The sequence below is a fragment of the Rubellimicrobium roseum genome (assembly GCF_006152145.1).
In the GTDB taxonomy this organism is placed as follows: Bacteria; Pseudomonadota; Alphaproteobacteria; order Rhodobacterales; family Rhodobacteraceae; genus Rubellimicrobium; species Rubellimicrobium roseum.
The window spans coordinates 64738-79875 of the sequence record NZ_VDFV01000015.1 but is presented as its reverse complement, the minus strand read 5'-3'; the positions used below and the strand labels follow the sequence as shown (position 1 = coordinate 79875).

Genomic DNA, 15138 nt, shown 5'->3' with positions numbered 1-15138 from the left:
CCCAAGGTCTTTCTCTCGGCCATCGCCTTGGCCGCAACCGTCATGTTCTGGCTATGAGTCCTGAGCGTAAGATCGAAAGGAATGCACGTCTCGGTTGAACAATTATGGCTTTTTGATGATGCGCGAGACGGCGCCCGATTCAGAACTGAGCTTGGCGGGTTGGAGGACGAATCCGGCCGAATCGGAACGCCGCGCGCTTTCGCTCGCGACAGGCCCGCGCCGGCTGCGGCCCTTCCGTTCCTGAAGTTGATCCGGCAGGCGTCAGGCGGCGGGGCTGCCGATCAGGGTCGTCGCGCCCTCGGCCACGTTCAGCACGGCGAGCGCCCGCTCGCACTGGCCAGAGGGCAGGAAGCGGTAGGGCCCCAGCACGCCGTCGAAGCCCCCCTCGCGCAGGAGCCCGTCGCGGTCCTGCTGCCCGAGCCGGCCCAGAAGCCGCGCCATCTCGACCGCGTCGAAGGCGAGGCCGGCCACGATCCCAGCCTCGGTGGCGACGCGCTCCTCGAGCGCGAGGGCGAAGGCCTCGAAGCGGATCGGGTCGGGCGCGGCGAACCACGCGCCCCGGAGCGCGGGGATGCGGTAGGGCTCGATGGCCGACCACTGGTCCGACCCCAGGAGCTGCGCGCCCGTCCCCGCCAGCGCCTCGGCCTGCCCGGCGAAGGCTCTGCCCACGACCGGCAGGTAGACCGCGTCCGGTCGCGCGCCGCCCGAGGCGGCCGTGACGGCCTCGACGAGGCCGCCCGCGCTATCGGTCACGACCGGCGTCGCCAAGGCCAGGCCGAGGCTGGGTGCGACCGCCTGCGCCGCCGCGGCCGAGCGGGCCCCGAACTCGCCGGGCGGCACGACCACGGCGACGCGGCGCAGGCCACGGGCCGCGGCGAAGCCCAGGACGGCCTGGGCCGACTGGACCGGCGCGAGCCCGAACACGAACAGGTTGCCTCCGGCGATGGCGCTGTCGTTCGACAGCGAGACCACCGGCACGTCGCGCCCCACGGCAGCGGCTACGGCGCGCGACTGGCCCGAGAAGAGCGGTCCGATCAGCATCCTCGCCCCGTTGGCCAGGGCCGTCCGGGCGGCGGCGACGGCGCTCTCGTCGGTGGTTCCGGCGTCCAGCACCTCGACCTCGGCCATGGGGCCGACCGGGTTGCCACCCAGACTCGCGGCTTCGCGCATGACCTGGCCCAGGGCGGCCGAGGGACCGGAGAGCGGTGCGAGCAGCGCCGCCTTGCCGACCGTCCCCGGCGGCGGCAGGTCGGGCTCGCCCCCGCGCCCGCAGGCCGCGACCCAGGGCAGGACCGAGGCCGCGGCCAGCCCCCGGAGCACGCGGCGTCGCGACGCCGCTGCCGATCCGCCCAGGGCCGCCGCGCCGTGCCGCCGCGATCGCTCCGTCATCCGTTCCCCCCCGTTCGTGCCGCAGCGCGCGGATCGTCCCCAGGCCCGCATCGCCGGCCTTGAGTCTAGTGACCCGGCCCCACCGGAGTCGAGATGCTCCGGGGATCGCGGCCGCCCGGGCCGGGGCGCATCGGCCCGCGCGTGCGACCTGTGGCGGGAAGGCATCAAGGCGCCGCCGCCGGAGGAACCGGCCGCAATCGGGCTGAACCCGGGCGGGGATGGGTATAGGATCAATGAAGGACACGACAGCCCCCGGGGCCGGGGTGCGGGGCGGCCGGGTCGTGAGGGGTGCGAACGGGCGGGTGGTGGACGAGGTGGAACGCGTTCGGCGGCTAGTTGAGACGGTGACGGTCCCGACCCGGAGCGGGGCGCGACGCGCGACCATCGCCCTGACGATGCCGGTTCCGTCGCGATGAGCCGCCTGCGCGTCCTTCTGGCGGCGGGCCTTCTGCTGGCCCTCGACCCGTCCCGTTCCCCGGCGCAGGAGCCCGAGACCTTCGTCATCAACCTGCGCGAGGCCGATCTCGCGGTTCTGGCCTCGCAGGTGTCCGAGATCACCGGCCGCACCCTGGTCCTCGATCCGGAGGTGTCCGGCGAGGTCACCGTGGTCTCCTCGGAGCGGCTCGACCAGGAGGGGGTCTGGGCGCTGTTCCAGTCGATCCTGCGCTCGCGCGGGTTCGTGGCCGTGGAGTCGGGCACCGTCTGGCAGGTCGTCCCCGAGGCCGAGGCCCGCACCATCGGCGGGGCGGACCCCGCGGGCGCGGCGGGCCCCCAAGACGTCGTGACCGAGATGCTGCGCCTGTCGCGCCTGCCCTCGGCCGAGGCGGTGCGGGTGCTGCGCCCGCTGGTGGCCGAGTCGGGCTACATCGAGGCGCTGGTGGACCCGAACGCCATCCTCCTCACCGACACCCGCGCCAACGTGGAGCGCATCCTGGAGATCGCCCGCGCCTTCGACGTGGAGACCGAGGCCGAGGCCCAGGTGATCCGCTTCGCCAACGCCGACGCGGCGACCGTGGGCAACGCCATCGTGGGCGTGCTGGGCCCGGCGGGCACCAGCGCGCGGCTGTCGGTCGATCCGTCCTCGAACCTCCTCCTCGTGCGCGGGACGCAGGAGGAGATCGACGAGATCCGCGAGTTGGCGCGGTCCATGGACGTGCCGCCGCTGCGGCCGCCGCAGGAGGCCGTCACCACCACCGTGTTCCGCCTCCAGTACGGCGACGCCGCCGTGGTGGCCGAGATCATCCGCGGCACGTTGGGCGAGGGGACGGACATCACCGGCTCGGCCCTGGCCGGCCTGGGCGGAGCGCTGACGCCCGAGGCCGCCCTAGCCGCGACCGAGCCGCCGGCGGACGACCCCGAGGCCGACCCCGCCGCGCCGGAGGTCGAGCAGGTCGCAGGGGGCCGCTTCGTCCCGCTGGGCCGCGCGCCCAGCCCCTCGGCGGTGACCGTGCAGGCCTCGATCGAGACCAACTCGGTCATCGTGCGCGGCACCGCGGCCCAGGTGCAGGAGGTGGGCCGCCTCGTGGGCGCCCTCGACGTGCGCCGGCCGCAGGTGATGATCGAGGCCGCCATCGTGGAGGTGTCGGGCGACGTGGCCGAGCGGCTGGGCGTGCAGCTCGGCTTCGGCGACGCGGCACCCCCCGGCGGCATCGCGGCCACCTCGTTCAGCAACGGGGGCGTGTCGCTCCGGAGCGTGCTGACGGCCATCGGGGCGCCCAATACGGCCGCGCTGTCGACCGGGCTCACGGTGACGGCCTCGGGCAACGACTTCGGCGTCCTCGTCCAGGCGCTGGCGCAGTCGAGTCAGGCGCGGCTCCTGTCCACACCGTCCGTGACCACGCTCGACAACGAGCCCGCGACCATCGTCGTGGGGCAGAACGTGCCCTTCCGGACGGGAAGCTTCGCCACCGACGGCAACACCGCGACGCCCTTCACCACCATCGAGCGGCGCGACGTGGGCATCACCATGAACGTGGTGCCCCGGATCACCGCCGGGGGCGTGGTCCAGCTCGAGATCGAGCAGGAGGTGTCGAGCCTCGTGAACGCCAACGTCGAGGGGGCGGCCGACCTCGTCACCAATCGGCGGGTGATCAACACCACGGTGCTGGCCGACAATCGGGGCACGGTGGTGCTGGGCGGCCTCATCACCGACGATCAGGTGTCGCAGAACCAGAAGGTGCCGGGCCTGGGCGACGTGCCGCTGGTGGGCCGCCTCTTCCGCTCGCGCAGCGACAACGCGACGAACCGGACTCTGTTCGTCTTCCTGCGCCCCACGATCCTGCTCGACCAAGAGGACATCCGGCAGGCCGCCGAGGATCGCTACGGTCGCCTGCGGGCCGCCGATGCCGTCGAGCCGCCCCGAACCATCCTGAACGAGCGCGAGGTGCGCAGCCTGCCGCTGGAGATTCAGGGGCTCTACTGAGCGACGGCGCGGCGTCCCCGGGCAACCGCGCGGCAGCGTCCGGGGCTGCCTGGCGCGGGCATGGCCTCTCCCTCCTGCGGCCGCAGGGCCCTGGCGGGGGCCCCGCGTCCTTTCGGGATGGCGATTCCCGATTCGCGGTGCCCTGAGGATAGGCGCGAAAGGTGAAGATTTCGTCAACGTGACAGCCGCAGGCCCGTCCCCGACCGAGACGGGCCCGCGGGTTCGTCAGTGCTCGTGCGCTCCGTGGTCGTGCCCGTGCGCTGCATGGTCGTGCCCGTCGTCGCCGTGGTCATGCTCGTGCGCGGCGGCGGTGGCGGCGGCCTTGGCGTGGCGGTCCTCGGCGGCGACGAGGTCCTGGTCCCGGGCGGCGAGGTAGGCCAGCAGGGTGTCGACGTCGCCCTCGCCCAGGCCGAGGTTGGGCATGCGCACGCCAGGGTAGTCGGCGTCGAGCGCCACGGCCGTGGGGTCGCCCCCCGCGAGCAGGGCGTCGGGGGCGAGCAGGAAGCGGCGCAGCCAGTCGCGTTCGCGCCGCAGGGTGACGGCGGCGAGGTCGGGAGCGAAGCGCACGCCTTCGCCGATGGTGTGGCAGGAGGCGCACTGGGCCAGGAACATGACCTGGCCCAGGTCGGTCGGGGGGGCGTAGCGCGGCTCGGCCGCGGCCGCCGGGGCGGGGGGCGACCAGTCGGGGTCGAGCTCCAGGATGGACTGAAGGGTGACGGTGAGGTTGCCCATGGCGGAGGCGCGCCGCCACACGCCGGTGCGGGCGTTGCCGATCACGAAGTCGGAGCGGTGCTCGGCGGGGCTGGCGCTGCGCTCGCCGAGCCGGAAGCGGACGGCGTCGATGTCCGCGCGCGTGCCGGTGAGAAAGGTCCAGCCCCGGTCCACCCCGAAGGCGTCGCGGAAGGCGCGCAGGTCCTCGGGGGTGTCGTTCTCGGGGTCGAGGGTGATGGAGTAGAAGAAGATGTCGCGTCCCATCCGCTCGCCCAGCCAGTCGTAGACCTGCGCCAGCCGCGCCGTGCCTACCGAGCAGATGTTGGGGCAGTCGGTGTAGATGAAGGTGACGACGACGATCCTGTCCCGGAGCAGGTCGTCCCAGACGCGGACCGTCTCGCCGTCCTGCGTCACGAGCGGGCGGTTGGTGAAGTACTCCGCCCCCCGCACCCCCTCGCCGGCCGCCGCCGTGGCGGTGGCCAGGGCGAAGGCGAGAGCCGCCGCCCAACGCGTCAGACCAAAGCTGTTGCGTCCCATGCGGCCTCCTCAGGTCGGCGTCGTGCTGGGGAAGGGCTGGAACCCGGGATCGAAGGGGTTGCCCTCGGGCAGGAGCTCGGGAGTGACGTAGGTCACGCCCTCGGGGGTGGGGTTGGGCGTGGGGATGACGTTGATGTGCGTCTGCGAGGTCTTGGGGTTGTTGGGGTCGGTCAGCACGTCGTAGCGGAGCAGCATGGCCGCGTCCTCGTGGGCGGTGTTGTGGCAGTGCATGACATAGGCGCCGCCGTACTCGCCGAACTGCACCTGGATGCGCACCTCGCCATTGGTGCCCAGCCGCCAGACGTCCTTGCGCGAGTTGCGCTCGAGCGCGGACAGCGCGGTGGCCCCGCGGTCGATGGTACGGCCCTCCTCGAAGTGCAGGTGGACCGGGTGGTCCCAGCTGCCGCTCGGGTTCCGAAGGACCCAGTGCTCCACCTCGCCGGGCTTGGGGACCAGGAACGACACGCGGCGGGCGTCGAGCCCATGGGTGCCCTCGCCGTTGAGACGGATGCCGTAATCCCAGAACGGCCGCACGGTCTCGTCCGGACAGCTCGGGAAGCATTCGCCCGTGACAGGGTCGCGCGGGCTGTCGGGATCGGACTTGAACTCGAACACGCGCACGCGCGTGGGCTCGACGATCGGGATCACCTCGGTCAGCTTCGACGGCACCTGGCTGTAGTCGCGCGACGCGGACCGGTAGACGACCCCGGGCACGTCGACGCTGTAGACCTGCGAGGCGACCTCGAACTGAAGGATCGCGCCGACCGTCGGATCGCCGGTCACCTTGCCGCCCAGCGCGTCGCTGACGCTGCGCGCGCCTTTCGGCTTTTCGCCGACCTCGTGCTCCATCAGGTTCACGAGCCGCAGCTTGCTGCCGACCGGCAGGCCGGTGAAGTCCACGATCACGTCGAAGCGCTCGCCCGTGGCCATCGGGTCGAGGCGGGTGACGCGCACGGGGGCGGGCAGCAGGTTGCCGTCGGTGGCGATCACCGTCATCGGCACGAGCTGGTTGGCCTGGTTCACCAGCGCGAACTTCCAGAACCGCGCCATGCCGGCCGCCAGGATGCGGAAGCGGTACTTGCGCGGGATGACCTCGAAGAAGGGCTTGTAGGCGAAATTCACCAGAACCTGGTCGCCCACGAAGCCGTGGGTGTCGAAGATATCGAAGAAGTACTGGCCCTCGGCGTCCCAGACCGCATCGCTGATGACGAGGTTCACGTCGAAGTCGATGTTGCCCCAGTCCAGCAGCGAGCCCGAGGGCAGGCGCAGGTTGACCCCGTCGTTGAGGACTTCGTTGCCGCGGTCGGGGCCGCTGTAGTAGTTCAGCGCGCCCAGGTGGCCCTTGTAGACGTTCTCGGCCGTGTAGAAGAAGCGGTGGTCGTGGAACCACAGCGAGCCCTGCAGCTCGCGGAAGTCGCCCGGCACCTGGATCAGGCCGCCCTTGCCGTCGGGCCCCGAGGCGCGCCGGTCGGTGGCGCCCGTGTTGATCGCGTCGGCGCGCGCCAGCGTCGTGGTCCAGTGGTAGTCGTAGAACTGGCCGGGGAAGAAGTGGGCGTTCGACGCCCCGTCCCCCGTCGAGGCGTTGTGGCCGTTGTGGTTGTGGGTCGCCTGGCTGATGCTGCCGAAGCCGCCGTTGTCGTCGTGGTGGAGAGGCAGGTTGTTGTAGTGCCGGAAGAGGACCGGCTCGCCGTAGCGCATCTTGATGAGCGGGGGCAGCCCCCCGTCGGCCATCCGGCCCGCGCCGAAGGTCCAGAGCTTGTTGTCGTCCTGGGAGGGCAGGTCGGGATGGAAGTGGAAGCTGTCGTCGGGCGGGCAGCCCAGCGACATCACATAGGCGGCCTTGGGCAGGTACTCGCGCCAGCGCTGCTGGGCGAAGTACTCGCCCGGCGGGCGGCCCTCCAGCGGCCCCTTGCCGGTGAGCGGGTTGACGAACTTCGTGCCCTTCGAGGCGGTGAAGGCGGTGTGCCAGGACAGCCGACGCGCGTTGCGCTCGCCCGAGCCCGTGGGAAAGCGCAGGTCGACCTCCGTGCCGCGCGTGACCGGCGTGAGCGGCAGCGGCTTCTGCAAGGCCAGCCGCGGCATGCGCTGGGTGAAGGGCCGCACCCCCCACAGCGGGCTGGGCGGCGCGCCCGTGGGCACCGCGGCCTCCACCCGGCTGGGCGCGAAGGGGCTCAGGCCATGGGTCAGCGCCAGCGCCCCCCCGGCCGTGAACACCCCCCAGCGGAACAGCTCCCGCCGGCTCACCTCCCCCGTCGACAGCGCCTTCACGATCTCGGCGCGGTTGCGCCGGGCGGTCTCCGCCTCGCGCAGGCGCGCGCGAGATGCCGATTGCCTCAGGTACATGGTCAACCCCTTCCTGTCGCCGGGCCTGCGGCGACGTTACAAGCACGGCCTGCGTCCCAGACCCGCGTGCCGCCGCGACGCCGCGCCCGAGCGCGCCCGGCGACGGCCGGAGGTCCGGCCGTCTCGGACTCCGCCGGACGCGACGATCACATCGGCGCCCCGGTCCCTGAATTGCTGTGGTTAGCCCCAGGAAATGGTACCAGCGGACCGGTCGGATTGATATAAGTACATCTACGTAGGACCGGGCCGAGATCGCCCCGGCGCGCCTTAGCCGGCCTCGATCAGGCTCAGCTCGATCCGCCGCGGCGCCACGCCGGAGAAGCCGCAGGTCCGGCAACCGGACCCGCCGCAGTCGGGGCAGTCGGCCACCACGAGCCGCTGCGCCAGGACCCCGCGCAGCACGTCCGAGACGATGTAGTCGGGCACGCCCAGGTCCACGAGCCGCGTCGCCGCCCCCTGCGCCGACCGGGTGTGCAGCGTCGAGAGCACCATGCGCCCGACCTGCGCGGCGCGGCAGGCGATCTCGGCGGTCTCGGCGTCGCGGATCTCGCCCACCATCACCACGTCGGGGTCGTGCCGCAGGATGGCGCGCAGCACGCGCGCGAAGGTCAGGCCGATCTCGTCCTGCACCTGCACCTGCTGCACGCCCGGAAGGCCGTACTCGACCGGGTCCTCGACCGTCACGATCTTGCGGCGGATCGAGTTGAGATGCGCGAGCGCGGTGTAGAGCGTCGTCGTCTTGCCCGAGCCGGTGGGGCCCGTCACCAGGAACAGACCGTGCGGCAGCTCGATCAGACGGGTGACGCGCGCCACCATCTCGGGCGCGAAGCCGAGCTGGTCCCAGCCCAGCCGGAGCGCCTGCGGGTCGAGAACGCGGAGCGCGGCGCTCTCGCCGTGGCGGGTGGGCAGGCAGGACAGGCGGAAGTCGATCCGGCGCCCCGAGAAGACCCCCGAGAAGCGCGCGTCCTGCGGCAGCCGCCGCTCGGCCACGTTGGCGCGCGCCATGACCTTAAGGCGGGCGAAGACCGAGGCGGGCGCCACCGCCGGGTTTCCCGGCCGGCGCGACAGCACGCCGTTGATCCGCATCCGCACCGCGAAGCCCGCGGCCTCGGACTCGAAATGGATGTCGGAGGCCCCGAGCGCCACGGCCTCGGCCAGCGTCTCGTTCACGAAGCGGATCACCGGGCCGTCTCCGCCGGAGGAATCGTCCCCGGCGCCCGGCTCCGCCGCCGCCGGGTCGGGCCCGCCCGCGCGGTCCTCGGCGGACTTCTCGGCCAGGAGGGCGCGGACCGTCCGACCGAGAGCCCCGCGCGGGGCGATCGGGCGGTCGAGCAGGAAGGCCAGCTCCTCGCGCTGCGCGGCGTCGGCGGGGTCGGCCATCAGCACCGGCACCGGCCCGTCGCCCGCAGGCAGCAGGGGAACGGCGGCGCGGCTGCGCAGGAAGGATTCGGTCAGCCGCTCCACCGCCGCGCGGTCCACCTCCGCGCCTCCCTCCCCGGCATGGGCGTCGAAGGGCAGCCCGAGCGTGTCGCACAGGAGCGGGAGAAGGACCTCCTCCTCCACGATCCCGCCGTCCAGAAGGACCCGGTGCAGCGCCCGCCCCTCGCGCCGGGCGGCCTCCTGCGCGCGCGCCAGCTCGGCCGGATCGACGCCCGCACCGCCGAGGAGCCGCTGGGCCAGGACGTCGTCGAGGTCCAGGGAGATGGTTTCCGAACGCACCCGATTGCCCCACGCCGCCTGCGCCACTAACCTTGCGTCAGTGGATCGCAGGCGGCGGCGCCTCGTCAATGGTGGTCAGTGACGTGTCGATGAGGGTGAGCGTGATCGGGGGCCGGGACATCGCCCAAGCGGGCGGGCGGCTGCGCGACCGGCTCGGCGCCGCTCTGCCCGAATGGCTCTGGCGCGCGGGGCTGCCGCCGCGACGGGTCCGCCGGGTGCGGCTGGACTCGCTTCCTCCCGACCCCACGGCGACGGCCCTGCTCGCCGAGGCCGGGCGGGACCGGCGGCCGGTCGACGTGGCGATCGCCCCCGCGCTGTTCCTGCGCAAGACCGTGGCCATTCCCGCCGCCGCCCGCCGCGACGCGGAGCGCGCCGTCGCGCTCCAGATGCGCCAGGGCCTGCCCGCCGAAGCCCGGGGCCTGCTGTGGCGCGCGCGACCGCTGGGCAGCCGGGGGGCCAAGGCGGACTACGAGGTGCTGGTGCTCAAGCAGGACAGCCTGACGGCCGTGCTGCGCGCCTGCGGGACCGAGCCGCGCCGCGTCGTGATCGCGGACCGGGAGGGCTTCGCCCCGCTCATCGACAACCGGCGGCGGGCCGACCGGCCGCAATGGGCCTGGAACCGCGCGACGCCGGTCCTCGCCGGGCTGGCGCTGCTCGCGGCGCTGGGGGCGCAGGGCTGGCGGCTCGCGGAGCTGGGCGCGACGGAGCGGGCGCTGCGGGCCGAGATCCTGGCCCTGGGCGACCGGGCGGCGGCCGCCCGCGCCGCGGCCGAGGCGCGGGATGGCGAGGCGGCGGCCCGCATCCGCGACACGGCGCGGCTCGCCTCGGAAAGCGGCCGGCTCGCGCAGCTCGCCGGGCTCACGGCGGCGCTCGACGACAGCGTGTGGCTGGCGTCGCTGGCGGTGGACGGCCGGACCTGGCGGCTGGTGGGCTTCGCGCGGTCCGACATCCCGACGGTGATCGCCGGGCTCCAGGCATTGCCCTGGGTCGAGACCGTCGCGCCCGAGGGCAGCATCGTGCTCGACCCGGCGACGGGCGAGGGACGCTTCCAGCTCACGCTGGAGGCCGCGGCGCCGGCGGGGCTCGAATGAGGGGGCTGGGCCTCCTCGTGGTCCTGGGCCTGGCCGCGCTGGGGGCTGGTCTGGTGGCCGGGCTGACCGCGCCGGGGCAGGAGCGGCTCGAACAGGCGGTCGCGCGGATCGAGGCGCTGCGAGCCGAGGCCGAGGCCCTGGGCGCGCGCATCCGCGAGCTCGACGGCGCCGGGACCACCGAGACGGCGACCCCCGAGATCGCCCGAGTCGCGGCCACGGCCGCCGAGGCGGCGCTCGACCTGCAGCAGGGCGTGGTGGAACTGGCGCGCCAGAGCGGGCTTGAGACCTCGACCTTCGGCAGCCAGCCGCCGCCGCAGGACCTGACGCTGCCGGCCGTGGGCGTGGTGCTGGAGGGCGAGGGCGAGATCGCGGACGTCGCGCGCTTCCTGGCCGCGCTCGAGGCGGCGCGCCCGCCCGTCGCGGTGTCGCAACTCGCGCTGCGCGACGAGGCGCGGGGCCGCGCCGAGGGGGGGCTCGCGCCCGTGGCCTTCCGCATCGCGGCCTGGAGCTTCTGGACCGGAGGCGACGGCTGATGGCCGTCCTGCGCCATTGGCCGCCCCTGGCCCATCTCCTGATCGTCGGGGCCTGCGCGGCGACGGCGTGGTGGCGCATCGACGCCACCCCGGTCGCGCCCGCCGGGGCGGCGGTCCTGGCGGACCCGGCCGCGCCGGCGGCGCCCGAGGCCACGGAGCCGGCCCTGGCCGAGCCGCGCGACCCGAGCGCCGACATCGAGGCCGTGGCGGCGCGGGCGCTCTTCCGCCCCGGACGGCAGCAGGTGGCAACCGTCCCGACGGCGGAGCCCACGCCGGACACGCCCGAGCCCCCGGCGCCCGAGGAGGCGGTGGCCGCCGACGTCGTCGTGCCGGTCACGATGGTCGGCTTCCTCGACCAGGGCGGGCGCCGGTCCGCCATCCTGCGTTCGTCCGAGGATGGCCAGAGCCACGTCGTCCGCGAGGGCGACGAGATCGCCGGCCTCCGGGTCGTGGAGATCACCGCTTCCGCCGTGGTGGTCGAGACGGGGGGCCAGCGCGTCACCGTGAAACTCTATCCGGACTAGCGGCGCCGCCGCTGGATCGACCGAGGGAGGCCGGCATTCCGATCTTCGCCTACAAGGGCTACACCGACGCGGGCCGGCTGGAGACGGGCGAGATCGAGGCGACGTCCGAGCAGGCCGCCTTCCAGACGCTGTCCGCGACCGGGCTGTCGGTGGTGGACCTGGGCGAGGCCAGCCGACTGGCCCGGGAGCCCTGGTGGCGGCGCGACATCCCGCTTCTGGGCGGCGGCCTCCTGCCGCTCGCGGCGCAGGCGGCGCTGGCCGAGGAGATGGCCACCCTGCTGCGCGTGCGCCTGCCCGTGCTCGACATGCTGCGGCTCCTGTCGGAAGGGGCCGAGGGCGGGGACACCCGCGCGCGCCTGGGCCGCGTGGCGCGGCTGGTGGCCGAGGGCACGCCCCTGCCCGACGCCTTTGCGCAGGCCGGGCCCCGCGTCGCGCCGGTGTTCCTGGCGCTCCTGCGCGCGGGCGAGGCCTCGACCGCGCTGGCCGAGCAGCTCGCGGAACTGGCGCAGCTCCTGCGGCGGCAGGACCAGCTCCGCTCGCAGGTGGCGACCGCGCTCATCTATCCGGCGATCCTGGTGGTCGCGGCGCTGGGCGTGCTGCTGATCGTGTCGCTGACCCTGGCCCCCGCGCTGGAGCCCATCTTCACGGCGCAGGACCTGCCCCCGCCCCCCGCCGTGGCGGCCTTCCTCGCGCTGGGCGAACTGGCAGCGACGCGCTGGCCCTGGCTCCTGGCGGGGCTCGCGGGACTGGGCTTCGCGGGGCTCGTGGCGGTCCGTGCCGCGGGCGCGCGGCTCGTGCTGGCCCTGCCGGTCTTCGGCGGCCTCGCCCGCGACGCGGCGCTGCTCACGCTCCTGCGCTCGCTCGCGCTCCTGCTGCGGGCGGGCCGGCCGCTGGCGGCCTCGCTGCGCGCGGTGGCGGGCTTCGACCGGGGGGCGCCTTTCGCCGCGACCGCGCTGGCCGCCGCCGCCGAGCTGGAGAACGGCGGGCGGGCGCACCGGGCCCTGGCCGCCGACCGACGCCTGCCGCCGATGGTGGCCGAGCTCTTCCGCATCGGCGAGGAGGCGAACAGCCTTGGGCCGGTGCTCGAATCGCTGGCCGCCACGCAGGCCGACCGGCTGGAGCGGCGCAGCCGGAGGCTCCTGCAACTGCTGACCCCGGCGCTGACGCTGCTGATCGGCGGCCTTGTGGGCACGCTCGTCTATTCCATCATGGATGCGGTCTTCGCGATCAATGACCTGGCCATCTGACCCCGGACGCCGCCGGGCGCGGCGCGGCGTGACGCTGCTGGAAACGCTGGTCGCCACCGCGGTCCTGGCGTTGCTCGTCGGCACCGCCGTGGGCGGGCTGGGCCGGACGCTCGGCCAGAGCGCCACGCGCACCGACCGCGCCTGGATGACCGAGCTGGCCCGGTCGGTGGCCGACGAGTACCGCGTCACGCGCGACCCCGCGCTGGCGCAGGGCCGCGCCACGCCGGACCTGATGTGGGAGCTGGCCACGGGCGAGCCGGCGACGGCCCCCGAGCCGGGCCTTGTGGAGGTGACGGTGAGCGTCTGGCGCGAGGGACGCGAGAGCCAGGCGGTGGCGCTGCGGATGCTGCTGCCGGAGGCCGGGCCATGACGGGCGGGCGCGGCCCGCGCAACCCGCGCGCAGGCGTGACGCTTCTCGAACTCCTCCTGTCGCTGGCCCTGATGGCGGCGATCGGGCTCGGGCTCGCCTCGGTGCTGGGCTTGACCGGCCGGGCCTCGCTGCGCGTCACGGCGGCGGAGGCCACGACCGACCTGCTCCTGACGCGGCACAGCCTGCGGGACTGGATCGAGGCCGCGCCCCGCACCGCCGCCTTCGAGGGCGGCCCCGAGGCGCTTCGCTTCGAGATGCTGACGGACGAGCCGCCCTTCAGCGCCGCCTATCCGACGACCGTGAGCCTCGGGCGAGACGGCGACGGCGCGGTGGCGATCGATGTCGCCAGCGATTACGAGGACGCCGTCGCGCAGCGCCTGATCCTGTCGCCGGCGGGAAGCCTCAGGATCAGCTACTTCGGCGATCCGACCGGCGCGGCGGCGGCCCCGGCCTGGCACGCAGACTGGCCGGCCCTGGCCGGTCCTCCGGATCTCGTGCGCATCGAGTACGACGGGCCGGAGGGCCCGCTGCCGCCGCTGACCGCGATCCCCGCGCTCGAAGCGCGTCAGAGCGAGATGTCGCTGTCCTCGCCGCTGCCGCCGGGCTGACCGTCGCGCCCGAGCGTCACGAGGTCGAAGGGTTCGCCGTCCTCACCCGGCGCGCGGAACAGGAAGAGCCGTCCCCAGGGGTCGGTCAGGTCCTCGTCGCCGTCCACGTAGGGGCCGCGCCAGCCCGGCACGCCTGCGGGCGCCGTCATGAGCGCGGCCAGCCCCTCGGCCTCGGAGGGGTAGCGCCCGGTGTCGACGAAGTAGAGCTGCACCGCGCCGCGCAGCGAGGCCAGCGCCGCCTCGGCGGTCTGCGAACGGGCGCGGCCGAAGCTGTCGATCAGGCGGGGCGCGCCCAGCCCGATCACCAGCGCGATGATGGCAAGGACGACGAGCATTTCGAGAAGGGTCACGCCGCGTCGGGGGTGGCGTCGGGGGTGGTGCGTCATGGGACCGTGGGACCTGCTACTGGGAAAAGCGCGAAGACGAGGATGGCGTAGGCCAGGAACGGCCCGAACGGAATGCCCGGCGCGGCGCCCGCGCGGCGGCGGGCCAGGAGCACGGCCGCGATCCCTCCCAGCGCGGCGAGCAGCACCACGGCCCAGAGCGAGGCCGCCCCCGTCGCCAGCGCCCCTGCGCCGATCAGCTTGGCGTCGCCGATGCCCAGGGCCTCCTCGCCGGTGCGGCGGAAGTAGAGCCCGCCGCCCCACCACAGGAGCGCCGTGGCCGCCGCCGCCGTGACGACCTCGACGGCCAGGGGTATCCCCGCGCCCAGCGCGTGCCACTGGAAACCCGCGCCGGCGAGCGCGATGATGGCCACGGCGCCGTCGGGGATCTCGCCCCGGCGCAGGTCGCTGTCGCTGAGCCAGACCAGCGCGGGCAGGAGGCACAGGCCCAGCACGAGGCGCCGGGGCTCGGCTGCGCCCGCGAGGGCCGCGAGGCTCGCGCCATGGGCGAGGACGATCGCCGGAAGGAAGGAGGAGCCGAGTGTCATGCTGCGCCACCCTACCACGTCGCGGTCGTCCCGGAAGGGATTCGCGCTGATCGCCGTCCTGGCAGGCGCCGTGCTGGTGGGCGGGCTCGCCGCCACGCTGCGCGCGCGGGGGCTGGCGCAGGCCGCGGTGATCGGCCGGATAGAGGAAGGGCACCGGCTCGCGCTGGGCCGTCTGTCGGTGGCGGCGCGCGTGGGCGCGAGCCTGGCCGGGGGTGGCGCGCGCCCGTCCACGGACGGGACGCCGGTCCGGCTGGAGGAGGACGGGCGGGCCTGGGAGGTGCGGCTCTTCGACGTCGAAGGGCTGGTGGACCTGTACCTCGCCCCGCCCGAGGTGCTGGCGCTCCTGGGCGACGGGGTGGCCATCGCGCAGCAGCGCGAGGTGGCGCTGTCGGCGCTGGTGCCCGGCGACCGGTTCGACTCGGAGGAGCAGACGCTGGCGCGGCTGGGCTTCGACGCCGCCGAGCGGGTCCGGCTCGCGCCCTTCGTGACCCAGCGCGCCCGGACCGGCGCGATCAATCCCACCCTGGCTCCGGCCGAGCTGCGCGACGCCCTGGGGGCCCTGCGCGGCGACACGGCGGGGGGAGAGACCGCCGAGATCGCGATCCGGCCCTGGCCCGGGGCGGCAGACCCGGCCGAGCCTGCGCGCGGCCCCGGCGGGAGCTGACCCGCCGGACGCGCGTTACCCCGTCCGACAGGTCGCTTGACGGCTTCGG

14 protein-coding genes are annotated in these 15138 nt (G+C 74.4%); 8 read left to right on the top strand and 6 right to left on the bottom strand.

The features are described 5' to 3' along the window. Positions 1–261 precede the first annotated feature (261 nt). The gene (locus FHG71_RS12260) at positions 262–1389 is read right to left on the bottom strand and encodes a penicillin-binding protein activator (protein WP_176559404.1); all 1128 of its coding nucleotides are present in this window, start codon (positions 1387–1389) and stop codon (positions 262–264) included. Positions 1390–1801: 412 nt separating this feature from the next. Between FHG71_RS12260 and gspD the strand changes: the two genes are divergently transcribed. Continuing rightward, on the top strand, positions 1802–3811 hold the full coding sequence (gene gspD, locus FHG71_RS12255; protein WP_139081974.1) for a type II secretion system secretin GspD: 2010 nt from the start codon (positions 1802–1804) through the stop codon (positions 3809–3811). A gap of 225 nt (positions 3812–4036) precedes the next feature. Here the strand turns inward: gspD and FHG71_RS12250 are convergent, their stop codons facing one another. The 3 genes from FHG71_RS12250 to FHG71_RS12240 form a co-directional block, all read right to left on the bottom strand. After that, positions 4037–5059, bottom strand: coding sequence for an SCO family protein (locus FHG71_RS12250; protein WP_139081973.1), 1023 nt, complete (start codon positions 5057–5059; stop codon positions 4037–4039). 9 nt (positions 5060–5068) lie between these two features. Then, positions 5069–7402 (bottom strand): multicopper oxidase family protein, encoded by a 2334-nt coding sequence (locus FHG71_RS12245; RefSeq protein ID WP_139081972.1) that lies wholly within the window; start codon positions 7400–7402, stop codon positions 5069–5071. Between the two features lie 267 nt (positions 7403–7669). Continuing rightward, positions 7670–9121 (bottom strand): GspE/PulE family protein, encoded by a 1452-nt coding sequence (locus tag FHG71_RS12240; protein ID WP_139081971.1) that lies wholly within the window; start codon positions 9119–9121, stop codon positions 7670–7672. 89 nt (positions 9122–9210) lie between these two features. Here FHG71_RS12240 and FHG71_RS12235 point away from each other — a divergent pair, with 89 nt between their 5' ends. The 6 genes from FHG71_RS12235 to FHG71_RS12210 all read left to right on the top strand — a co-directional run bounded on the left by FHG71_RS12235 (position 9211) and on the right by FHG71_RS12210 (position 13494). Next, the gene (locus FHG71_RS12235) at positions 9211–10212 is read left to right on the top strand and encodes a PilN domain-containing protein (RefSeq protein WP_139081970.1); all 1002 of its coding nucleotides are present in this window, start codon (positions 9211–9213) and stop codon (positions 10210–10212) included. Next, positions 10209–10745 carry a GspMb/PilO family protein gene (locus FHG71_RS12230; protein WP_139081969.1) on the top strand — a complete coding sequence of 179 codons (537 nt, stop codon included), beginning with the start codon at positions 10209–10211 and terminating at the stop codon, positions 10743–10745. The genes FHG71_RS12235 and FHG71_RS12230 overlap by 4 nt, the downstream gene beginning before the upstream one ends. Further along, positions 10745–11269 carry a hypothetical protein gene (locus FHG71_RS12225; RefSeq protein ID WP_139081968.1) on the top strand — a complete coding sequence of 175 codons (525 nt, stop codon included), beginning with the start codon at positions 10745–10747 and terminating at the stop codon, positions 11267–11269. The genes FHG71_RS12230 and FHG71_RS12225 overlap by 1 nt, the downstream gene beginning before the upstream one ends. A gap of 152 nt (positions 11270–11421) precedes the next feature. Further along, positions 11422–12516, top strand: a complete 1095-nt coding sequence (locus FHG71_RS12220; protein WP_218014085.1) for a type II secretion system F family protein — start codon at positions 11422–11424, stop codon at positions 12514–12516. Continuing rightward, on the top strand, positions 12500–12886 hold the full coding sequence (locus FHG71_RS12215) for a type IV pilus modification PilV family protein (protein ID WP_176559403.1): 387 nt from the start codon (positions 12500–12502) through the stop codon (positions 12884–12886). Before FHG71_RS12220 ends, FHG71_RS12215 begins: the two co-directional genes overlap by 17 nt. After that, entirely contained in the window at positions 12883–13494 is a 612-nt protein-coding gene (locus tag FHG71_RS12210) for a hypothetical protein (protein ID WP_139081965.1), read from the top strand. The genes FHG71_RS12215 and FHG71_RS12210 overlap by 4 nt, the downstream gene beginning before the upstream one ends. On the opposite strand, the gene gspG is transcribed toward FHG71_RS12210, so the two are convergent. Beyond that, a complete protein-coding gene (gspG, locus tag FHG71_RS12205) occupies positions 13452–13880 on the bottom strand; it encodes a type II secretion system major pseudopilin GspG (protein WP_139081964.1) in 429 nt (142 codons plus the stop codon). The genes FHG71_RS12210 and gspG overlap by 43 nt on opposite strands. After that, entirely contained in the window at positions 13877–14425 is a 549-nt protein-coding gene (locus FHG71_RS12200) for a prepilin peptidase (protein WP_139081963.1), read from the bottom strand. The genes gspG and FHG71_RS12200 overlap by 4 nt, the downstream gene beginning before the upstream one ends. Here FHG71_RS12200 and FHG71_RS12195 point away from each other — a divergent pair. Next, positions 14424–15089: a hypothetical protein gene (locus tag FHG71_RS12195; RefSeq protein ID WP_139081962.1), complete on the top strand. Its 666-nt coding sequence runs from the start codon at positions 14424–14426 to the stop codon at positions 15087–15089. The two genes, FHG71_RS12200 and FHG71_RS12195, sit on opposite strands and share 2 nt — an antisense overlap. Positions 15090–15138 lie beyond the last annotated feature (49 nt).

Excerpts from the sequence above, each read along its gene's own strand:
- FHG71_RS12245 (WP_139081972.1), bottom strand. The coding sequence starts at position 7,402 with ATGTACCTGAGGCAATCGGCATCTCGCGCGCGCCTGCGCGAGGCGGAG.
- FHG71_RS12225 (WP_139081968.1), top strand. The coding sequence starts at position 10,745 with ATGGCCGTCCTGCGCCATTGGCCGCCCCTGGCCCATCTCCTGATCGTC.
- gspG (WP_139081964.1), bottom strand. The coding sequence starts at position 13,880 with ATGACGCACCACCCCCGACGCCACCCCCGACGCGGCGTGACCCTTCTC.
- FHG71_RS12235 (WP_139081970.1), top strand. The coding sequence starts at position 9,211 with ATGAGGGTGAGCGTGATCGGGGGCCGGGACATCGCCCAAGCGGGCGGG.
- FHG71_RS12260 (WP_176559404.1), bottom strand. The coding sequence starts at position 1,389 with ATGACGGAGCGATCGCGGCGGCACGGCGCGGCGGCCCTGGGCGGATCG.
- FHG71_RS12200 (WP_139081963.1), bottom strand. The coding sequence starts at position 14,425 with ATGACACTCGGCTCCTCCTTCCTTCCGGCGATCGTCCTCGCCCATGGC.
- FHG71_RS12215 (WP_176559403.1), top strand. The coding sequence starts at position 12,500 with ATGACCTGGCCATCTGACCCCGGACGCCGCCGGGCGCGGCGCGGCGTG.
- gspD (WP_139081974.1), top strand. The coding sequence starts at position 1,802 with ATGAGCCGCCTGCGCGTCCTTCTGGCGGCGGGCCTTCTGCTGGCCCTC.
- FHG71_RS12230 (WP_139081969.1), top strand. The coding sequence starts at position 10,209 with ATGAGGGGGCTGGGCCTCCTCGTGGTCCTGGGCCTGGCCGCGCTGGGG.
- FHG71_RS12210 (WP_139081965.1), top strand. The coding sequence starts at position 12,883 with ATGACGGGCGGGCGCGGCCCGCGCAACCCGCGCGCAGGCGTGACGCTT.
- FHG71_RS12250 (WP_139081973.1), bottom strand. The coding sequence starts at position 5,059 with ATGGGACGCAACAGCTTTGGTCTGACGCGTTGGGCGGCGGCTCTCGCC.
- FHG71_RS12195 (WP_139081962.1), top strand. The coding sequence starts at position 14,424 with ATGCTGCGCCACCCTACCACGTCGCGGTCGTCCCGGAAGGGATTCGCG.